The organism is Stenotrophomonas sp. 17(2023) (assembly GCF_030345315.1).
Classification (GTDB): domain Bacteria; phylum Pseudomonadota; class Gammaproteobacteria; order Xanthomonadales; family Xanthomonadaceae; genus Stenotrophomonas; species Stenotrophomonas acidaminiphila.
On record NZ_CP128405.1, the window covers coordinates 1500358 to 1517693 of the forward strand.

Genomic DNA, 17336 nt, shown 5'->3' on the forward strand with positions numbered 1-17336 from the left:
CGGCGGGAGCGGGCGGGGCGCCGGCGCGATGCCGGCGTCCGCGTTTCCGGTGCGGTATTCGGAATCCGGGTCTGCCGGTATATTGCCTGCATGAAACCAAGGGGCAGGGGCGCGATGCGCTCGATACAAGGCGTACTGTTGCTCGCGCTGGGGCTGTACAGCAGCGCCGCGCTTGCCCTCGGCCTGGGCAATATCCGCGTCCTGTCCAAGCCGGGGCAGCCGCTGGTGGCCGAGATCCCGGTGATCTCCAGCGACCCGGGCGAACTGGAGCGCGCCACGGTGGGGCTGGCGTCGGCGGCGACGTTCGAGCGCGTCGGCCTGTCGCGCCCGGAGGGGCTGGTCGGCGAGCTGCAGTTCCAGTTCGCCCAGGATGCGAAGGGCCGCGCCGTGGTCCGGGTGACCAGCGCGACGCCGGTGCAGGTGCCGGCGCTGAGCTTCCTGATCGAGGTCGACTGGGGGCAGGGGCGGCTGGTGCGCGAATACTCCGCGCTGGTCGCCGCGCCCGAGACCGCCACCGCGGTGGCCGAGCCGGTGATCGAGGCACCAGCGGCGGCCCCGTCCAACCTGATCGTGCGCGAGCCTGCGCCGTTGCCGGCACCCGCACCCGCACCCGCACCACAACCCACCCCGGCCAAGGCCACGGCCCCGGTCGCGGCGTCCACCGGGCCGGTGCCAGCACCGGCAGCGTCCGCGGCGCGGCCAACGGCCACGGCCGCCGGCACGCTGGCGCCGGTGCAGCGCGGCCAGACCCTGTCGGGGATCGCCCGCGACCTGGCCCGCGACAATGGGGTTTCCCTTGACCAGGCGATGGTGGCGCTGCTGCGCGCCAATCCCGAGGCCTTCATCCGCGGCAACGTCAATCTGCTCCGCCAGGGCGCGGTGCTGCGCGTGCCCGGAAACGGCGAGCTGGAACGCATCGACAGCGCCGCTGCACGCGTGCTGGTACGCGAGCATGTCGCGCAGTGGCGCCAGGCGCGCGCGCCGATCCCGCAGCCGGCGGTGGCCGGCGCGGCGACTGCCGCCGCCAGGCCGGCGGCGGCGCCGGTGGCGGCAAACGATGCACGGCTGGAGATCGCGCCGGCGGTGGCCGGTGCGCGGCAGACGGCAGGAACGACGACCGGGCTCGAGGCCGGTGGCGAGGGTGACATGGTGGCGAACGAACAACTGCGGCAGGCCAGGGAAGATCTCGCCACGCGCGATGCGGAACTGCAGGAGCTGCGCGAGCGCGTGGCCGAGCTGGAAAAGCTGCAGGCGCAGCAGCAGTCGCTGATCGAGATGAAGGACGGCAACCTGGCCGCGGCGCAGCAGCGCCTGGCCGAGGTCGCGAAGAAGGAGCCGGCAGGTACCGCGCCGTGGGCCTGGCTGGGTGTGCTGCTGCTGGTGGTGGCCGCGGCGGGCTGGTGGCTGTCGCGCCGTCGCCGGCCGTCGCCGCTTCCGCCGTCGCCGGCCGTGGGTGCCGCTGCCGGCATGGAGCTGTCCGCGCTGGCCGCGGCGATGCCGGCGGTGGAGGCGGAAACCGCTGCCCGGGATGTGCCTGGCCAGCAGGGACATGCGCCCGTCGGTGACGAACCCGAGGTCGAGGCCGAGGCTGCGCCGTTCTGGTCGAGGCCATCCGCCGGTGCCCCCGCATCGCGTCCGGCGCGACAGGAACCGGTGCTGTCGCCCGAAGCGGCACCGCTGCCAACCGATGACGACGCGCCGGCGGAGCCGGCTGCACAGGAGACGGACGCCTGGCCGGCCGCCGACATGGCCAGCCTGGCACCGCTCAATCCGGCCCCGGCCGGCCGCGAGCGGCTCGAACTGGCGATCGCCTATCTGGACCTGGGCGATGCGGAGACCGCGCGCACGCTGCTGAACGAGGTGGCGGCGGGCGAGGATGCGCTGGCACGCGCCGAAGCGATGGAACTGCTGGGGCGACTGCGATGAGCGGACAACAGGCGGCGGTGAAGCATGAGCGGCGCATCGACTACGTGGAGTTCGCTTCGCGCGACCCCGCGGCGAGCCGGCGCTTCTTCGAACAGGTGTTCGGCTGGAGTTTCGAGGACTACGGTCCGGACTACACCGCGTTCGACGACGGCGGTCTGCAGGGGGGATTTTTCCGCGGCGAGCCGGCGACCAGTGCAGCCGGCGCACCACTGGTGGTGCTGCAGGCCACCCGGCTGTCGCCTTTGCAGGCGGCGGTGCTGGCGCATGGCGGGCTGCTGAGCAAGCCCGAATTCACCTTCCCCGGTGGCCGCCGTTTCCAGTTCATCGAGCCGGGCGGGAACGAGCTGGCGGTGTGGTCCCAGCGCGACGCGGATTGAACAGGCGCCCGCCGGGGGATTGCAGCCCCGGCCGCGGCCGGCGAGATGAGAGGTTTGACGATGCGCTATGCGCTGGGCGTGGAATACGACGGCAGCGATTTCAAGGGCTGGCAACAGTTGGGTGAGAACGGCTGTGCCAGCGTGCAGGCCACCTTGCAGGAGGCCCTGTCGTCGGTCGCCAATGCCCCGGTGAGCGTGGTCTGCGCCGGGCGCACCGATGCCGGCGTGCATGGCGAGTGCCAGGTGGTGCATTTCGACAGCGACGTTGTGCGCGAGCCGCGCGGCTGGGTGCTGGGTACGACCACGCGCCTGCCGCCGTCGGTGTGCGTGCGCTGGTGCGTGCCGGTGGCCGACGATTTCCATGCGCGCTTTTCGGCGCGGGCGCGGCGCTACCGCTATCGCCTGCTCAACCGCCAGGTGCGGCCGGCGCTGTACCGGCAGACGCTGAGCTGGGAACGTCGTCCGCTGGATGCCGGTGCGATGCACCGCGCGGCGCAGGCATTGCTGGGCGAGAACGACTTCAGTTCGTTCCGCAGCGTGCAGTGCCAGGCGCTGCATGCCCGCCGCGAACTGCAGTCGATCTCGGTCGCGCGCCACGGCGAGGTGGTCGAGGTGCAGGTGCAGGCCAACGCCTTCCTGCACCACATGGTGCGCAACATCGTCGGCTCGCTGCTGCTGGTCGGCGCCGGGGAAAAGCCCGAGGCGTGGATCGCGCAGCTGCTGGCGCTGCGTGACCGCACGCAGGCCGGGCCGACCGCGCCGCCGCAGGGGCTGGTATTCGTCGGCCCGCTGTATCCTGACCAGTGGCAACTGCCGGCCGAGGTGACGCTATGACCCGCATGCTGTTCCGCACCCGCATCAAGTTCTGCGGCATGACCCGCGCCGGCGACATCCGCCTGGCCAGCGAGCTGGGCGTGGACGCCATCGGCTTCGTGTTCGCCCGCGGCAGTACACGACGGGTGGCGCCGGCCGAAGCCCGCGCCATGCGCCAGGCGATCTCGCCGATGGTCGACGTGGTCGCGCTGTTCCGTGACAACAGCCGCGAGGAGGTGCGCGAGGTGATGCGCACGGTACGGCCGAGCCTGCTGCAGTTCCACGGCGACGAGGACGACACCTTCTGCCGCGCCTTCAACATGCCGTACCTGAAGGCGGTGGCGATGGGCGGGACCGAGGCGGTCACCGCGCGCGGCCTGCAGCAGACCCACCCGCATGCGGCCGGCTTCCTGCTGGACAGCCACGCGCCGGGTGGCAGCGGCGGCAGCGGCGTGGCCTTCGACTGGTCGCAGGTGCCGGCCGGCCTGCACCGGCCGTTCCTGCTCGCCGGTGGCATCCGCCCGGACACCGTGTTCGATGCGATCACCCGGGTGCAGCCGTGGGGCGTGGATGTCTCCAGCGGCATCGAGTCGGCACCGGGCATCAAGGATGGCGAGCGGATGCGCCGCTTCGTCGAGGAAGTGCGCCGCGCCGACATGCACGAGGTGTCCGCGTAGGCTTCCGCCGCGGCGGCGGGGCTGCTATGCGGCCAACTGCCGCCGCAGCCAGTCCGCCAGCGCCTCGATCCGCGGGTGCCGGTCGCCGCCGGCGGTACACAGTGCCCATTGCCCTTCGGTGTCGACGAACCCCCACGGCGCGACCAGGCGGCCGTTGACCAGATCATCGGCCACCAGTGGCTCGGGGGCGATGGCGATGCCGAGGCCGGCGACCGCTGCTTCGAGCAGGTAGTACAGGTGTTCGAAGCCAGTGCCCTGGCGCAGCGCCGCCGGGTCCAGGTCGTTGAGCGTGGCCCAGGTGGGCCAGGCCTGGGGCCGCGAACGGGTGTGCAGCAGCGCGTGCTCGAGCAGTGCCTCCGGCGGCTGGTGCACGAGCCGCTGCGCGCCATGCATGGACGGGCTGAACACCGGGCCGATGCGCTCGCTGCCCAGGCCGTGCACGGTCCAGCCGGCCGGCCACGGCGCCTGGCCGAGCAGCAGGGCGGCATCGAGTCCGGCCAGCCGTGGCGCGAAATCGCCATCCTGCGCGGCCAGGTGCAGGGTCAGGCCCGGCAGGTCCTGCTGCAGCTGCTGCAGGCGCGGGATCATCCAGCGCGCCAGCACGCTGCCCGGGCAGCCGAGCACGAAGGCGTCGTTGCGTTTGCCCCGGCGCAGGGCGGCCACGCAGTCGCGCAGCTGCGAGAACGCCCCGGAGGCGGCTTCCTGCAGGCGCCTGCCGGCGGCGGTGGGGCGGATGCCGCGGCCGTCGCGTTCGATCAGGGGGACCCCCAGTTCCTCCTCCAGGGCCCGCACCTGGCGGCTGACCGCGCCATGGGTCACGTGCAGCTCCGCGGCGGCAAGACTGACGCTGCGCAGGCGGGCAGCGGCCTCGAAGGCACGCAGGGCATTGAGCGAGGGCAGGGCGTGATCGTCTTTCATGGCGCACGTCCTTGTGCGCCACCCTGCGGGCGGCTCCGCCGTGAACAACGGCTGTCCTGCCGTTCTTTCATGGCGCACACCTGACCGCCATGGATGGCGGGAATGCCGGTTTTGCAGGAGCAGAAGCCAGCCCTGCGCCATCCTGCGGGCGGCTCTGCCGTGGACAGCCTCTGCCCTGTCGTTCTTTCATGTGAGTTTTTCTAACATAAAAAGGCGCATATATCGATTTTCACCGGCGCGCGCGTGCGCTACGGTGCAGGCCTGTCCTGCCCCGCGTGATGCCATGACCGCCGCACCGATCCCCGATTTCCATGCTTTCCCCGACGCCCACGGGCATTTCGGCCGCTATGGCGGCAGTTTCGTCGCCGAGACCCTGGTCGGGCCGCTGCAGGAACTGGCTGCCGCCTACGACCAGGCGCGGGTCGATCCGGCGTTCATTGCCGCCTACGACAAGGACCTGAAGCACTACGTCGGCCGGCCCAGCCCGATCTACCATGCCGAACGCCTGAGCCGCGACGTCGGCGGCGCGCAGATCCTGCTCAAGCGCGAGGATCTCAACCACACCGGCGCTCACAAGGTGAACAACACCATCGGCCAGGCGCTGCTGGCCGCGCGCATGGGCAAGACCCGTATCATCGCCGAGACCGGTGCCGGCCAGCATGGCGTGGCCAGCGCCACCGTGGCCGCGCGCCTGGGCCTGGAGTGCGTGGTCTACATGGGCGCCACCGACATCGAGCGGCAGAAGATCAACGTCTACCGGATGAAGCTGCTGGGCGCCACGGTGGTGCCGGTGAGCAGCGGCTCGGCCACGCTCAAGGACGCGCTCAACGAGGCGATGCGCGACTGGGTGACCAACGTGCGCGACACCTTCTACATCATCGGCACCGTCGCCGGCCCGGACCCGTATCCACGCATGGTGCGCGACTTCAACGCCATCGTCGGGCGCGAGGCCCGCGCGCAGATGCTGGAGGACTACGGCCGCCTGCCCGATGCGATCACCGCCTGCGTCGGCGGCGGTTCCAACGCGATCGGCCTGTTCCATGCTTTCCTCAACGACCGCGAGGTGAAGATCTACGGCGCCGAAGCGGCCGGCGACGGCATCGCCAGCGGCCGCCATGCGGCCTCCATCTCGGCCGGTCGCCCCGGCGTGCTGCATGGCAACCGCACGTATGTCCTGTGCGACGACGACGGCCAGATCACCGAGACCCACTCCATCTCCGCCGGCCTGGATTACCCGGGCGTCGGCCCGGAACATGCCTTCCTGGCCGACAGCGGCCGCGCGCACTACGTCGGCATCACCGACGAGGAGGCACTGGCGGCATTCCATCGCCTGACCCGTACCGAGGGCATCCTGCCGGCACTGGAATCCAGCCATGCGGTGGCGCAGGCGATCAAGCTGGCGCGCGAGCTGCCCCGGGATGCGCTGGTGCTGTGCAACCTGTCTGGTCGCGGCGACAAGGACGTGCATACCATCGCCGCGCGCGAAGGGCTGTCGCTGTGAGTGCCTGCACCCACCCGCGTTGCACTCACCGTGCGTCCACCACGTGCTGCGCGGAAAGCCCGCGCATCGCCTGTACGCCGCATTTGATCCGATCCGCCACGGCCGGCAGGCCGGTCCGGTGCGCGCCGACCATGCGCGGCATCGCGCTGGCCTGCATCGTGCTGGCGCTGGCAGCGTGCACGCCGGAGCAGCCCGCGGCCACGCCGGCACCGGTCACCGCGCCGACCCCGACCCCGACCCCGACCCCGCCCGCCGCTCCAGCGCCCGCAGCCGCTACGGAAGCGGGGGATGCCGCGGCGCAGCTGGGCGCCGTCGGCGACCTGCGGATCGGCGCCGCGTTCGGCAAGGCGCCGGGCGATGCGGCCTTCGTATCGGCCGGCATGCGCGAGGCGATGGAGGGCGACTGCGAATACTACGACCGCGGCACCCTGCCGCAGGGCATGTCGATGATGGTGATCGCCGACCACATCGCGCGCTTCGACGTCGATGGCGAAGGCGACCCGGGGGTACGCGTGGACACGCGGCCGGCCACCGCGCCCGTCGCGCCGTTCGGGCTGTGGGTGGGCATGGACGTGGCCGAGGCCCGGAAGCGCCTGCCGGCCGGCGTGGTGGTCAGCCCGCATGCCTACGTATCGCCCAACGGCGACTACCTGACCTGGACCGACGCGCAGGCCAAGCTGGCCTTGCGCCTGGAAACCCTCGACGGCGTGGTGACCTCGATCTACTGGGGCCGGCCGGATGCGGTGGAACTGATTGAAGGATGTGCCTGAGATGACCGTGAAACGTATCGACGAGTGCTTTGCCCGCCTGCGCGCCTCCGGGCGCAAGGCGCTGATCCCGTTCATCACCGCCGGCGATCCGGCGCTGGACGCCACCGTGCCGGTGATGCATGCACTGGTCGCCGCCGGCGCCGACGTGATCGAGCTGGGCGTGCCGTTTTCCGATCCGATGGCCGACGGCCCGACGATCCAGCGCAGTTCCGAGCGCGCGCTGGCGCGCGGCGCCGGCCGCCGCTACGTGCTGGACAGCGTTGCCCGGTTCCGCGCACGCGATGCGCTCACCCCGGTGGTGCTGATGGGCTATCTCAACCCGGTGGAGATCCGCGGGGCCGCCCGGTTTGCCGCCGAGGCGGTGGAGGCCGGGGTCGATGGCGTGCTGCTGGTCGACCTGCCGCCGGAAGAAGCCGGCGAGATCCGCGCCGCGTTCAGCGCCGCCGGGCTGGCCCTGATCCTGCTGGCCTCGCCGACCAGCAGCCAGGCGCGGCTCGATGGCCTGTGCGACGCCGCCCAGGGCTACCTGTACTACGTCAGTTTCGCCGGGGTCACCGGCGCTTCGGAACGGTTGGACAGTGCCGCCGCCGGTGAGCGCCTGCGCCTGCTGCGCAGCCGCTCGAAGGCGCCGGTGGTGGCGGGGTTCGGGATCAAGGACGCGGCCAGTGCGGCGGCGATGGCGGTCGACGCCGATGGCGTGGTGGTGGGCAGCGCGCTGGTCGCGGCGCTGGCCACGGCCGACTCGGTGGAAGCGGCGACGCGCAGCGCCGGTGCTTTCCTTGCGCCGCTGCGGCAGGCGCTGGACGCCTGAGCGGCGCAACCGCCGCTCGCCGGTGCCGGCATGGATAATGCGGGCCGGCCCGGTTCCGCAGGATGGCGCTTGAACGGTTCAATGATGCAGGCCGGTGGCCGCAACCCCGGCATCGACGCGTTGCGTGGTGTCTCGATCGTGATGGTGGTGCTGCACCACCTGGCGCTGCGCATCCCGCTGCGCGATACCGCGCTGGGCGACGTGCTGCCGCGGCGCCTGCTCAACGCGCTGAGCTACAACGGCTACGAGGCGGTCTTCGTGTTCTTCGTCGTGTCCGGCTTCCTGATCGCCTCGCATTCGTTGCGGCGCTGGGGCGCGCTGTCGTCCATCGACCTGCGCGCCTTCTACGTGCGCCGGGCCGCGCGCATCCTGCCATGCCTGTTGCTGCTGCTGGCGGTTTTGAGCGTGCTGCACCTGGCCGGCGTGCCGTTCTACGTGATCGACGGCCAAGGCCAGTCGCTGGGCGGCGCGCTGTTCTCGGCACTGGGCCTGCACCTGAACTGGTACGAGGGCCGCACCGGCTGGTTGCCCGGCGGCTGGGACGTGCTGTGGTCGCTGTCGATCGAGGAAGTGTTCTACCTGGGGTTCCCGCTGCTGTGCCTGCTGCTGCGCCGGCGCACGCCGCTGCTCGTGCTGCTGGCGCTGGCGGCGCTGTCGTTGCCGTTCACCCGCGCCGCCCTGGCGGGCAACGAGATATGGCAGGAGAAGGCCTATCTGCCGGGAATGGCGGCCATCGCCACCGGCGTGCTGGCCGCGTTGCTGATCGAGCGCTGGCCGGCGCCGCCGCGGACCGCGCGGCTGCTGCGCGGGGCGGGCGTGCTGGGCCTGTTGGCGGTGCCGCTCTATGGGCGCGAGCTGTGGGCGTCGCTCGGCAACGGCTACATGCTGGTGCTGACCGGGTCGGCGGCGATGCTGATCGCCGGCCTTCAGCCTGTGCGCGGCGCAGGCGCGCCGATGCGCGGACTGGGCTGGCTGCGTGCCTTCGGCCGGCTGAGCTACGAGATCTACCTGACCCACATGTTCGTCGTGTTCGGGCTGGTGGCGCTGTACCGGCACGGTGGCAGCGACATCCGTTCCGGGTTCTGGTGGTACCTGCCGTTGCTGGGCCTGTGCTGGGCGCTCGGGGCGCTGCTGGCGCGGTTCTATTCCGACCCCTGCGACCGCGCGGTGCGGCGGCGCTGGCTGGGGGCGCACGACGCGCCGGGCAGTGGCCGGCCGGGCGTGGCGCCCGCGCCCCTGGACGGCGCTCGCCCCTAGTGCCGCGCCGGCCTGTCCGCGGCAGGCGCCGGGCGGTCACCCACGCGACCCGCGCCTGGCCGGCGGGATGGTCCGGGAGGGATGGCGGTCGGGCGGAGCGGGGCTGTCATCGCGTTTCCGGGCGATGGCATGGCCCCGGCTCTGTACGCTACCGTCGGTTTGCCGCCGCGCGCTAGACTGTCGGCCCTGTCGCGGCCCCCGGGCCGCCTAGAACGGAACCGTCATCCCGCATGAGCTGGCTCAGCAAATTGATGCCTTCGGGCATCCGCACCGACAACACGCCCAACCGGAAACGCAGCGTCCCCGAGGGGCTTTGGGAAAAGTGCAGCAGTTGCGGTGCCGCCCTGTACCGGCCGGAGCTGGAGGAGAACCTGGAGGTCTGCCCCAAGTGCGGCCACCACATGGCGATCCGCGCCCGGGCCCGCCTGGCGTCGCTGTTCGATGCCGACAGCACCACCGAGATCGCCGCGCGCCTCGGGCCGACCGACCTGCTCAAGTTCAAGGACCAGAAGAAGTACGCCGAGCGCATCAAGGCGTCGCAGAAGAACACCGGCGAGTACGACGCGCTGGTGGCGATGCGTGGCACCCTAAAGGGGCATCCGCTGGTCGCGGCCTCGTTCGACTTCGCCTTCATGGGCGGCTCGATGGGCTCGGTGGTCGGCGAGCGCTTCGCGCTGGCGGCCGAGACCGCGCTGGAAATCGGCGCGCCCTTCGTGTGCTTCTCCGCCAGCGGCGGCGCGCGCATGCAGGAAGGCCTGTTCTCGCTGATGCAGATGGCCAAGACATCGGCTGCGCTGGGCAAGCTGCGCGACGCCGGCCTGCCGTACATCTCGGTGCTGACCCATCCCACCACCGGTGGCGTGTCCGCTTCGTTCGCGATGCTGGGCGACATCAACATCGCCGAGCCGCAGGCGCTGATCGGCTTCGCCGGCCCGCGCGTGATCGAGCAGACCGTGCGCGAGAAGCTGCCCGAAGGCTTCCAGCGTGCCGAGTTCCTGCTCGAGCACGGCGCCATCGACCAGATCTGCGACCGCCGCGAGATGCGCCAGCGCCTGGCCGACCTGCTGGCGATGCTGATGCGCCGGGAGCGCCCGGCCGACGACGTGGCCGCCGCCTGATGGTGGCCCGCAGGTATTTCGGCACCGACGGCATCCGCGGCCGGGTCGGTGAAGGCGCGATTTCCGCCGATTTCGTGCTGCGCCTGGGCAATGCCTACGGCCAGGCACTGGTGCGCGCGACCGAGGCGCGCGGCAGCGGCCGCAAGCCGCTGGTGGTGATCGGCAAGGACACCCGCATCTCCAATTACATGTTCGAGGCTGCGCTGGAGGCCGGGTTGGTGGCGGCCGGGGTGCACGTGCAGCTGATGGGGCCGATGCCGACGCCGGCGGTGGCGCACCTGACCCGCTCGCTGCGCGCCGATGGCGGCATCGTCATCTCCGCCTCGCACAACCCGCACCACGACAACGGCATCAAGTTCTTCTCCGCGCAGGGCGAGAAGCTCGACGACGCGACCGAGCTGTCGATCGAGGCCGCGCTCGAGCAGCCGTTCGCCACCGTGGCCTCCGAGCAGCTGGGCAAGGCGGTGCGCACGCGCGATGCGATCGGCCGCTATGTCGAGGCCTGCAAGAATTCGGTGCCGCGCGACTTCGACCTGCAGGGCATGCGCATCGTGGTCGATTGCGCCAATGGCGCGACCTACCAGGTGGCGCCGCTGGTGCTGCGCGAACTGGGTGCCAGCGTCGAGGCGATGGGCGTCGAGCCCAATGGCGTGAACATCAACGATGGCGTCGGCTCGATGTACCCGCAGGCATTGGCCGCGCGGGTGCGCGCCAGCGGGGCGCACCTGGGCATCGCCTTCGACGGCGACGGCGACCGCCTGCTGTTCGTGGACAGCGACGGCGTGGTGCACGATGGCGACGACCTTCTGTACCTGCTGGCGATGGACTGGAAGGCCAGTGGCCGCCTGCACGGGCCGGTGGTGGGCACGCTGATGACCAATTACGGGTTCGAGCAGGCGCTGGCGCAGGCCGGCATCGGCTTCCTGCGCGCCGACGTCGGCGACCGTTACGTGCACAAGGCGCTGCTGGATCACCACGGCGTGCTCGGCGGCGAAGCGTCGGGCCACCTGCTGTGCCTGGACCGGGCCACCACCGGCGACGGCATCATCAGCGCGCTGCAGGTACTGGAGGTGCTCAGGCGCCGCGGCACCACCCTGCAGGACGCGCTGGCCGGGCTCAGCCGGGTGCCGCAGCAGACCATCAACGTCCGGGTCGGGCAGGGCATGTCGGCCAAGGACATCGTCCGCTCATCCGGGGTGGTCGCGGCACTGGCCGGCGCGCAGGTCGCGATCGTCGGGCGCGGACGCGCCTTCCTGCGTCCGTCCGGCACCGAGCCGGTGGTGCGGGTGACGGTGGAGGCCGACGACGCCGGTTTGATGCAGACCACGCTCGAGCGCCTGGCCGACGCGGTCAAGGCCGCCGCGGCATGATGAAACGCCCCGGATCCCGGGGCGTTTTGCTTTGGCTTCCCGCCATCCCTGAAGGCAGCCTGGCGTGCCGGCGACATGTGCTGCCCCGCGGCGGTGGCGGGCGCCCGGCGCCTGTCACGGCCCGGCGACCATGCCCCGGCGGCGCGCCTTGAACCTGTTGAACAGTGGCGCGATCACCGGGTTGTAGCTGCTGGCGATGCGCTTGCGCAGCCACTTCGCGGGACGGTTGCGGATCGCGAAACGGTAGATGTGCTCCGGATCGCCGCCCACCAGGTTGCGGCCGAACGGATGGGTGGTGTGCAGGTAGCGGAAGCCGAGTTCGCGTGCGATCCGCACGTAGTCCTCGTCGAAATCGCCGTAGGGCCAGCACAGGGTGTCGGAGGCTTCGCCCAGTTCGCCGAGCAGCTGCTCGCGCGCCCGCACCAGGTCGTCGCGGATGCCCGCGCATTTCTCCTCGCGGCTGACCGGCCTGCGCAGCCAGCGGGTATGGGTATGGGTATGGCAGTGCATCTCGAAGGTGCCGGCGGCGATGGCCGCGCGCGCCTCGCTCCAGCGCATCATCACCTCGTCGGCGCGGTCCAGGCGGAAGATCGCGTCCTCGCAGCCGCGGTGGTCCGGGGTGGGCGGCAACGCCGCGCCCTGCTGGCCTGCATGCGGGCGCACCTCGCCCTGGCCCATCCAGCCGGTGACCAGGAACACCACCGCGCGCATGCCGTACTTCTGCAGGATGGGGTGGGCGTATACCCAGTTGTCCAGGTAGCCGTCGTCGAAGGTGATCAGGATCGATTTGCGCGGTACCGGCGCGCCGGCCAGGAAGCCGGCGTACTGCTGCATGGTCAGCGCGGTCCAGCCGTCGGCGGCCAGCCAGGCGATCTGGCTTTCAAAGTTCTCCGGGGAGACCGTGATCATGCCCGGCGACGGGCTGACGTGGTGGTGCATCAGCACCGGTACCGACTTGGCGTGGGCCATGTCCCAATTCCTCGAGCCACTGGTGGTAGAGATGTTCGGTGGCTTCGCAATGCCCCGCCGCCGTGAAGCGGTGTTCGCTGCGGATCCAGTCCAGGCCGGCGCGGCCCATCGCCTGGCGGAGTTCGCCGCACGCCGCCAGCGTGCGCAGGGCGGCGGTCAGCGCGTCCCGGTCCGCGGGCGTGACGAGGATAGCATTGGCCTGTTCGGCCACCATTTCCGGAATGCCGCCCACGCGCGTGGCGACGATCGGCACGCCGGCCTGGGCGGCCTCCAGGAACACGGTTCCGGCGGCCTCCTTGTGGCTGGGCAGGGCGAACACGTCGAACCCGGCCATCAGCCGCGCGGCGTCGGCGCGATAGCCGGGCAGGTGGACCTGGCGCTCGATGCCGTACTGCGCGCTCGCCGCCTTCAGCCGCGACATGACCGGCTCGCCGTCGCCGACGATCAGCAGGTGCAGTTTCGGGTTCTCCCGGCACAGCGGCGCGATCGCGTCGAGCAGGTCGAGGTGGCCCTTGGGTTCGCGCAGCACGGCCACGCAACCGACGACGACATCGTCGTCGCCGAAGCCCAGCTCGCCGCGTACTCCGGTGCGCAGTTGCTGCAGTTCCGGCCAGGTGCGCGCGGCCGGTTCCTCGCCGCTGTCCAGCGGCGACTGCGCCATCGGCGGGACCACGCCGATCCGCCCCGGGGCGATGCCCCGTTCCTGCAGCAGGCGCATCACGAACCGGCTGACGGTGATCACCCGGTGCGGCAGCCAAGTGTAGGTCAGCAGCGAGTGCACCGGGCTCATCAGGTGGCGCGAGCGCACCACCAGCGGGGCACCGGCCAGGCGCGCGCCGGCGGCGGCGATCAGCGCGTCGCGGCGGCTGGTGACATTGACCACGTCATAGCGGTGCGCACGCACCAGGTGGCGTACTGCGGGAATGCCCCGCAGCAGCCGACCCAGCCCGCCCATCTCCAGGGTGTGCACGACGAAGCCGTGGTCGCGCGCCGCCTCGGCCAGGCGGGCGCCGGGCTGGCACAGCAGCGACATGTCGTGTCCGCGCGCGCGCATGGCCAGCAGGTGGCGGAGCAGGTAGATCTCCTGCCCACCCATGCCGAGGGCGGCTTCGGTGTGCAGGATCTTCAGTGGGCGGTCCGTCAGCGCGGCAGGTTGCATGCGGGGGGGGGGGGGGCGGGTGGTGGGGAGGGGCCGGGGCAGGGCGCCGGTCCGGCGCCCCCGCGGGCGCCCAAATTGTATCCTTTTGTATCAATGTGTCAGCGGCCGGCCGCAAGGCCGATCTGTCACAATATTCAGACGGGCGACAGGGTGCTGCCGGCCCGCATATCCACGACAAGCCAGGAACCGCTGTGAGCAAGATCCCAACCCTCGACATCACCCGCTTCGACAGCGACCGCGAGGCCTTCGTGGCCGAGCTGGGCGCGGCCTATCGCCAGTGGGGGTTCGCGGGCATCCGCAACCACGGCATCCCGCAGGCCGACATCGACGCGGCCTACGATGCCTTCAAGGCCTTCTTCGCCCTGCCGGAGGAGGTCAAGCGCAAGTACCACGTGGCCGGTGGCGGCGGCGCCCGCGGCTACACCCCGTTCGGCGTGGAGACCGCCAAGGGCTCCAAGCACTTCGACCTGAAGGAGTTCTGGCACATCGGCCGGGAAATCGCGGATGACTCGAAGTACCGCGAGGTGATGCCGCCGAACCTGTGGCCGAGCGAAGTGCCCGGGTTCCGCGAGCGCGGCTATGGCCTGTACCAGGCGCTGGACAACCTGGGGTCGCGCGTGCTGTCGGCGCTGGCCCTGCACATCGGGCTGCCGCAGGATTTCTTCGCCGACAAGACCAACAACGGCAACTCGATCCTGCGCCCGATCCACTACCCGCCGATCACCACCGACGACATTCCCAACGTGCGCGCCGGCGCGCATGGCGACATCAATTTCATCACCCTGCTGGTCGGCGCCAGCGCCGCGGGGCTGGAAGTGCAGTCGCACGATGGCGAGTGGGTGCCGTTCACGTCCGATGCGGACACCATCGTGGTCAACATCGGCGACATGCTGCAGCGCCTGACCAACCATGTGTACCCGTCGACCATCCATCGCGTGGTCAATCCCCCGGGCGAGCTGGCCCGCCAGCCGCGTTACTCGGTGCCGTTCTTCCTGCATCCGAACCCGGACTTCCTGATCGACGTGCTGCCGTCGTGCATCACCCCGGACAACCCGAGCCGGTATCCGGAGCCGATCACCGCACACGGCTTCCTCGAGGAGCGCCTGCGCGAGATCAAGCTGAAATGAGCAACGAAGGCCGCCGCGAGGCGGCCTTCGCCGTCATGGCCGCCGGCGTGACGGATGCCATGGTGGTGTCCCGCGTTGTCCGTCGATTGTCCTGTGACTGTCCGTAGTGGGCTATCCTTCGCCCACTTTTCACTGGGAGTCGTTCCTGAATGCGCCGCACGATCGTCGCCGGTAACTGGAAGCTGCATGGCAGCCGTCAATTCGCCACCGAACTGGTGGGACAGGTGGCCGCCGGCCTGCCGCTGCAGGGGGTCGAGCTGGTGATCCTGCCGCCGCTGCCCTACCTGGGGGACCTGGTCGAGGACTTCGAGGGCACCGCGCTGGCCTTCGGCTCGCAGGACGTCAGCAGCAACGAGAAGGGGGCCTACACCGGCGAGGTCTCGGCCGCCATGCTGGTGGACGTGGGGGCGAGGTACGGCCTGGTCGGCCATTCCGAGCGCCGCCAGTACCACCACGAAAGCAGCGAACTGGTGGCCCGCAAGTTCGTGGCCGCGGTGCATGCCGGCCTGGTCCCGGTCTTGTGTGTCGGTGAGACGCTGGAGCAGCGCGAGGCCGGGCAGACCGAACAGGTCATCGCCGCGCAGCTGGCACCGGTGCTGGAGCTGGCCGGGGTCGATGCCTTCGCCGGGGCGGTGGTGGCGTATGAGCCGGTCTGGGCCATCGGCACCGGCCGCACGGCCAGTCCGGAGCAGGCGCAGGCCGTGCATGCCTTCATCCGTGGCGAAGTCGCCGGGCGCGATGCTAGAATCGCCGATTCGTTGCCGATCCTGTATGGCGGCAGCGTCAAGCCCGACAATGCTGCAGAGCTGTTTTCACAGCCTGACGTCGATGGCGGGCTGGTAGGCGGCGCTTCGCTGGTGGCGGCAGATTTCCTGGCCATCGCGAGGGCGGCAGCCGGTCGCTAACGGTGGAATTGTCCGGGACGGATTTCAAATGCTGATGTTGATCCTCAATGTGGTCTATGTGCTGGTGGCGGTCGCGATGATCGCGCTGATCCTGATGCAGCGCGGCTCCGGCGCGGCGGCGGGCTCGGGCTTCGGTGCCGGCGCTTCGGGTACGGTGTTCGGCGCCCGTGGCGCCTCCAACTTCCTGTCCAAGTCCACCAAGTGGCTGGCCGTGGTGTTCTTCGGCATCAGCCTGTTCATGGCCTGGTACGCCAGCCATGGCGCGCGCCCGACCGAGCAGGGGCTGGGCGTGATGTCCCAGGCGCAGGCCCCGGCCCCGGCCCCGGCCGCCCCGGCGGGCGAGCTGCAGTCCGTTCCGCAGGCCGCGGCCGCGGGCGAAGTGCCGCAGGCGGCGCCTGCGGCAAATAATCCGGCGCAGAGCGAAGAAAAGCCCGCCGAGGGCTCGCATAAAGACTGAAGACGGTTACAATACGCGCCGCACTGCAGAGCCGGTGCGCTGACGTAAGTAAGCCCAGGTGGCGGAATTGGTAGACGCACTACCTTGAGGTGGTAGCGACGCAAGTCGTAGGGGTTCGAGTCCCCTCTTGGGCACCATGAGTTTGTTATGCGGGTATGCGGGATGCGGCAGCTCCCGCCGAGGCAAGTCCCGTCAATCCCCATGCGCGGGCGCCTGCAGGTGTCCGGGCAGAGGCAAGAGAGAATCGCTGTGCTGGCCGAATATTTGCCGTCCCTGCTGTTTCTGATCGTCGCCACCGGCATCGGCGTCGCCCTGATGCTGATCGGTCGTTTCCTTGGCCCCCGCAGCCCCGACGAGCAGAAACTGTCGCCGTACGAGTGCGGCTTCGAGGCGTTCGAGAACGCGCGCATGAAGTTCGACGTGCGCTACTACCTCATCGCCATCCAGTTCATCGTCTTTGACCTGGAAATCATCTTCATCGTGCCCTGGACCCAGGTATTCATGGAGCTGGGCGCCCGCTCGCTCGTCACCATGGGCCTGTTCGTGGGCATGCTGTTCCTCGGCTTTATCTACGTGTGGAAGAAGGGAGCGCTGGAATGGGAGTGATTCAGACTCTCGATGGCCTGATGAACAACCCCATCCCGGAAGGGCGGGTTGACGACATCCTGCGGCCCGAAGGCGACAATCCGCTGCTCGAGAAGGGCTACGTCACCACCAGCGTCGACGCCCTGCTGAACTGGGCGCGCACCGGCTCGATGTGGCCGATGACCTTCGGCCTGGCCTGCTGCGCGGTGGAAATGATGCACGCCGGCGCCTCGCGCCTGGACCTGGACCGCTACGGCGTGGTGTTCCGCCCGTCGCCGCGCCAGTCCGACGTGATGATCGTCGCCGGTACCCTGGTCAACAAGATGGCCCCGGCGCTGCGCAAGGTCTACGACCAGATGCCCGACCCCAAGTGGGTCATCTCGATGGGCAGCTGCGCCAACGGCGGCGGCTATTACCACTATTCGTACGCGGTGGTGCGCGGCTGCGACCGCGTGGTGCCGGTGGACGTGTACGTCCCGGGCTGCCCGCCAACCGCCGAAGCGCTGGTGTACGGCATCCTGCAGCTGCAGAAGAAGATCTGGCGCACCCAGACCATCGCCCGCTGATTCCCTTTCAAGTCAAGAGCACGCCAGCCC

Annotated in this window: 18 protein-coding genes and 1 tRNA gene; 16 read left to right on the forward strand and 3 right to left on the reverse strand. The window is 70.4% G+C overall.

Going from position 1 to position 17336, the window contains the following annotated elements; all coding sequences use genetic code 11:
• Positions 1 to 114 precede the first annotated feature (114 nt).
• Genes QQA12_RS06685 through QQA12_RS06700 form a run of 4 tightly spaced genes read left to right on the forward strand, consistent with a single transcriptional unit; the run spans position 115 to position 3793 of the window.
• Positions 115 to 1926: a FimV/HubP family polar landmark protein gene (locus QQA12_RS06685; protein ID WP_226049978.1), complete on the forward strand. Its 1812-nt coding sequence runs from the start codon at positions 115 to 117 to the stop codon at positions 1924 to 1926.
• Positions 1923 to 2303 (forward strand): VOC family protein, encoded by a 381-nt coding sequence (locus QQA12_RS06690; RefSeq protein ID WP_054664813.1) that lies wholly within the window; start codon positions 1923 to 1925, stop codon positions 2301 to 2303. Before QQA12_RS06685 ends, QQA12_RS06690 begins: the two co-directional genes overlap by 4 nt.
• Positions 2304 to 2363: 60 nt before the next feature.
• Positions 2364 to 3137 (forward strand): tRNA pseudouridine(38-40) synthase TruA, encoded by a 774-nt coding sequence (truA, locus tag QQA12_RS06695; protein ID WP_226050272.1) that lies wholly within the window; start codon positions 2364 to 2366, stop codon positions 3135 to 3137.
• Positions 3134 to 3793: a phosphoribosylanthranilate isomerase gene (locus QQA12_RS06700; RefSeq protein WP_054664816.1), complete on the forward strand. Its 660-nt coding sequence runs from the start codon at positions 3134 to 3136 to the stop codon at positions 3791 to 3793. Before truA ends, QQA12_RS06700 begins: the two co-directional genes overlap by 4 nt.
• Before the next feature lie 24 nt (positions 3794 to 3817).
• On the opposite strand, the gene QQA12_RS06705 is transcribed toward QQA12_RS06700, so the two are convergent.
• Complete coding sequence (locus tag QQA12_RS06705; RefSeq protein WP_056932908.1) at positions 3818 to 4711, reverse strand: LysR family transcriptional regulator; 894 nt, start codon at positions 4709 to 4711, stop codon at positions 3818 to 3820.
• A gap of 283 nt (positions 4712 to 4994) precedes the next feature.
• Between QQA12_RS06705 and trpB the strand changes: the two genes are divergently transcribed.
• The 6 genes from trpB to glmM all read left to right on the forward strand — a co-directional run bounded on the left by trpB (position 4995) and on the right by glmM (position 11538).
• A complete protein-coding gene (gene trpB, locus QQA12_RS06710) occupies positions 4995 to 6212 on the forward strand; it encodes a tryptophan synthase subunit beta (RefSeq protein ID WP_182212459.1) in 1218 nt (405 codons plus the stop codon).
• A 131-nt stretch (positions 6213 to 6343) separates the two neighbouring features.
• Positions 6344 to 6982, forward strand: a complete 639-nt coding sequence (locus tag QQA12_RS06715; RefSeq protein WP_226049977.1) for a hypothetical protein — start codon at positions 6344 to 6346, stop codon at positions 6980 to 6982.
• Between the two features lie 7 nt (positions 6983 to 6989).
• Positions 6990 to 7793 carry a tryptophan synthase subunit alpha gene (trpA, locus tag QQA12_RS06720; protein ID WP_226050271.1) on the forward strand — a complete coding sequence of 268 codons (804 nt, stop codon included), beginning with the start codon at positions 6990 to 6992 and terminating at the stop codon, positions 7791 to 7793.
• A 69-nt stretch (positions 7794 to 7862) separates the two neighbouring features.
• Complete coding sequence (locus QQA12_RS06725) at positions 7863 to 9050, forward strand: acyltransferase (protein ID WP_226049976.1); 1188 nt, start codon at positions 7863 to 7865, stop codon at positions 9048 to 9050.
• Between the two features lie 230 nt (positions 9051 to 9280).
• Positions 9281 to 10168: an acetyl-CoA carboxylase, carboxyltransferase subunit beta gene (gene accD, locus QQA12_RS06730; RefSeq protein ID WP_054664832.1), complete on the forward strand. Its 888-nt coding sequence runs from the start codon at positions 9281 to 9283 to the stop codon at positions 10166 to 10168.
• Complete coding sequence (gene glmM, locus QQA12_RS06735; protein WP_226049975.1) at positions 10168 to 11538, forward strand: phosphoglucosamine mutase; 1371 nt, start codon at positions 10168 to 10170, stop codon at positions 11536 to 11538. The genes accD and glmM overlap by 1 nt, the downstream gene beginning before the upstream one ends.
• A 114-nt stretch (positions 11539 to 11652) precedes the next feature.
• On the opposite strand, the gene QQA12_RS06740 is transcribed toward glmM, so the two are convergent.
• Positions 11653 to 12507 carry a polysaccharide deacetylase family protein gene (locus QQA12_RS06740; RefSeq protein WP_056930797.1) on the reverse strand — a complete coding sequence of 285 codons (855 nt, stop codon included), beginning with the start codon at positions 12505 to 12507 and terminating at the stop codon, positions 11653 to 11655.
• On the reverse strand, positions 12419 to 13666 hold the full coding sequence (locus QQA12_RS06745; protein ID WP_226050270.1) for a glycosyltransferase family 4 protein: 1248 nt from the start codon (positions 13664 to 13666) through the stop codon (positions 12419 to 12421). Before QQA12_RS06745 ends, QQA12_RS06740 begins: the two co-directional genes overlap by 89 nt.
• A gap of 191 nt (positions 13667 to 13857) precedes the next feature.
• Here QQA12_RS06745 and QQA12_RS06750 point away from each other — a divergent pair, with 191 nt between their 5' ends.
• From QQA12_RS06750 to QQA12_RS06775, 6 genes are all read left to right on the forward strand, one after another.
• Positions 13858 to 14793: a 2-oxoglutarate and iron-dependent oxygenase domain-containing protein gene (locus QQA12_RS06750; protein ID WP_054664840.1), complete on the forward strand. Its 936-nt coding sequence runs from the start codon at positions 13858 to 13860 to the stop codon at positions 14791 to 14793.
• Between the two features lie 149 nt (positions 14794 to 14942).
• A complete protein-coding gene (gene tpiA / locus QQA12_RS06755) occupies positions 14943 to 15698 on the forward strand; it encodes a triose-phosphate isomerase (protein WP_056930795.1) in 756 nt (251 codons plus the stop codon).
• Between the two features lie 28 nt (positions 15699 to 15726).
• Positions 15727 to 16155, forward strand: coding sequence for a preprotein translocase subunit SecG (secG, locus tag QQA12_RS06760; protein ID WP_226050285.1), 429 nt, complete (start codon positions 15727 to 15729; stop codon positions 16153 to 16155).
• Between the two features lie 52 nt (positions 16156 to 16207).
• Positions 16208 to 16292 (forward strand) — tRNA-Leu (locus tag QQA12_RS06765).
• A 112-nt stretch (positions 16293 to 16404) separates the two neighbouring features.
• Positions 16405 to 16761: an NADH-quinone oxidoreductase subunit A gene (locus QQA12_RS06770; RefSeq protein ID WP_054664847.1), complete on the forward strand. Its 357-nt coding sequence runs from the start codon at positions 16405 to 16407 to the stop codon at positions 16759 to 16761.
• The gene (locus QQA12_RS06775; RefSeq protein WP_054664850.1) at positions 16752 to 17306 is read left to right on the forward strand and encodes an NADH-quinone oxidoreductase subunit B; all 555 of its coding nucleotides are present in this window, start codon (positions 16752 to 16754) and stop codon (positions 17304 to 17306) included. The genes QQA12_RS06770 and QQA12_RS06775 overlap by 10 nt, the downstream gene beginning before the upstream one ends.
• The last annotated feature ends 30 nt before the right edge of the window (positions 17307 to 17336 follow it).

Bases quoted from the DNA above. Each gene is read 5' to 3' on its own strand.
- secG (WP_226050285.1), top strand. From the start codon at position 15,727: ATGCTGATGTTGATCCTCAATGTGGTCTATGTGCTGGTGGCGGTCGCG.
- QQA12_RS06740 (WP_056930797.1), bottom strand. From the start codon at position 12,507: ATGGCCCACGCCAAGTCGGTACCGGTGCTGATGCACCACCACGTCAGC.
- QQA12_RS06715 (WP_226049977.1), top strand. From the start codon at position 6,344: ATGCGCGGCATCGCGCTGGCCTGCATCGTGCTGGCGCTGGCAGCGTGC.
- glmM (WP_226049975.1), top strand. From the start codon at position 10,168: ATGGTGGCCCGCAGGTATTTCGGCACCGACGGCATCCGCGGCCGGGTC.
- tpiA (WP_056930795.1), top strand. From the start codon at position 14,943: ATGCGCCGCACGATCGTCGCCGGTAACTGGAAGCTGCATGGCAGCCGT.
- QQA12_RS06700 (WP_054664816.1), top strand. From the start codon at position 3,134: ATGACCCGCATGCTGTTCCGCACCCGCATCAAGTTCTGCGGCATGACC.
- QQA12_RS06705 (WP_056932908.1), bottom strand. From the start codon at position 4,711: ATGAAAGACGATCACGCCCTGCCCTCGCTCAATGCCCTGCGTGCCTTC.
- trpB (WP_182212459.1), top strand. From the start codon at position 4,995: ATGACCGCCGCACCGATCCCCGATTTCCATGCTTTCCCCGACGCCCAC.
- QQA12_RS06690 (WP_054664813.1), top strand. From the start codon at position 1,923: ATGAGCGGACAACAGGCGGCGGTGAAGCATGAGCGGCGCATCGACTAC.
- truA (WP_226050272.1), top strand. From the start codon at position 2,364: ATGCGCTATGCGCTGGGCGTGGAATACGACGGCAGCGATTTCAAGGGC.
- QQA12_RS06745 (WP_226050270.1), bottom strand. From the start codon at position 13,666: ATGCAACCTGCCGCGCTGACGGACCGCCCACTGAAGATCCTGCACACC.
- QQA12_RS06775 (WP_054664850.1), top strand. From the start codon at position 16,752: ATGGGAGTGATTCAGACTCTCGATGGCCTGATGAACAACCCCATCCCG.
- QQA12_RS06685 (WP_226049978.1), top strand. From the start codon at position 115: ATGCGCTCGATACAAGGCGTACTGTTGCTCGCGCTGGGGCTGTACAGC.
- accD (WP_054664832.1), top strand. From the start codon at position 9,281: ATGAGCTGGCTCAGCAAATTGATGCCTTCGGGCATCCGCACCGACAAC.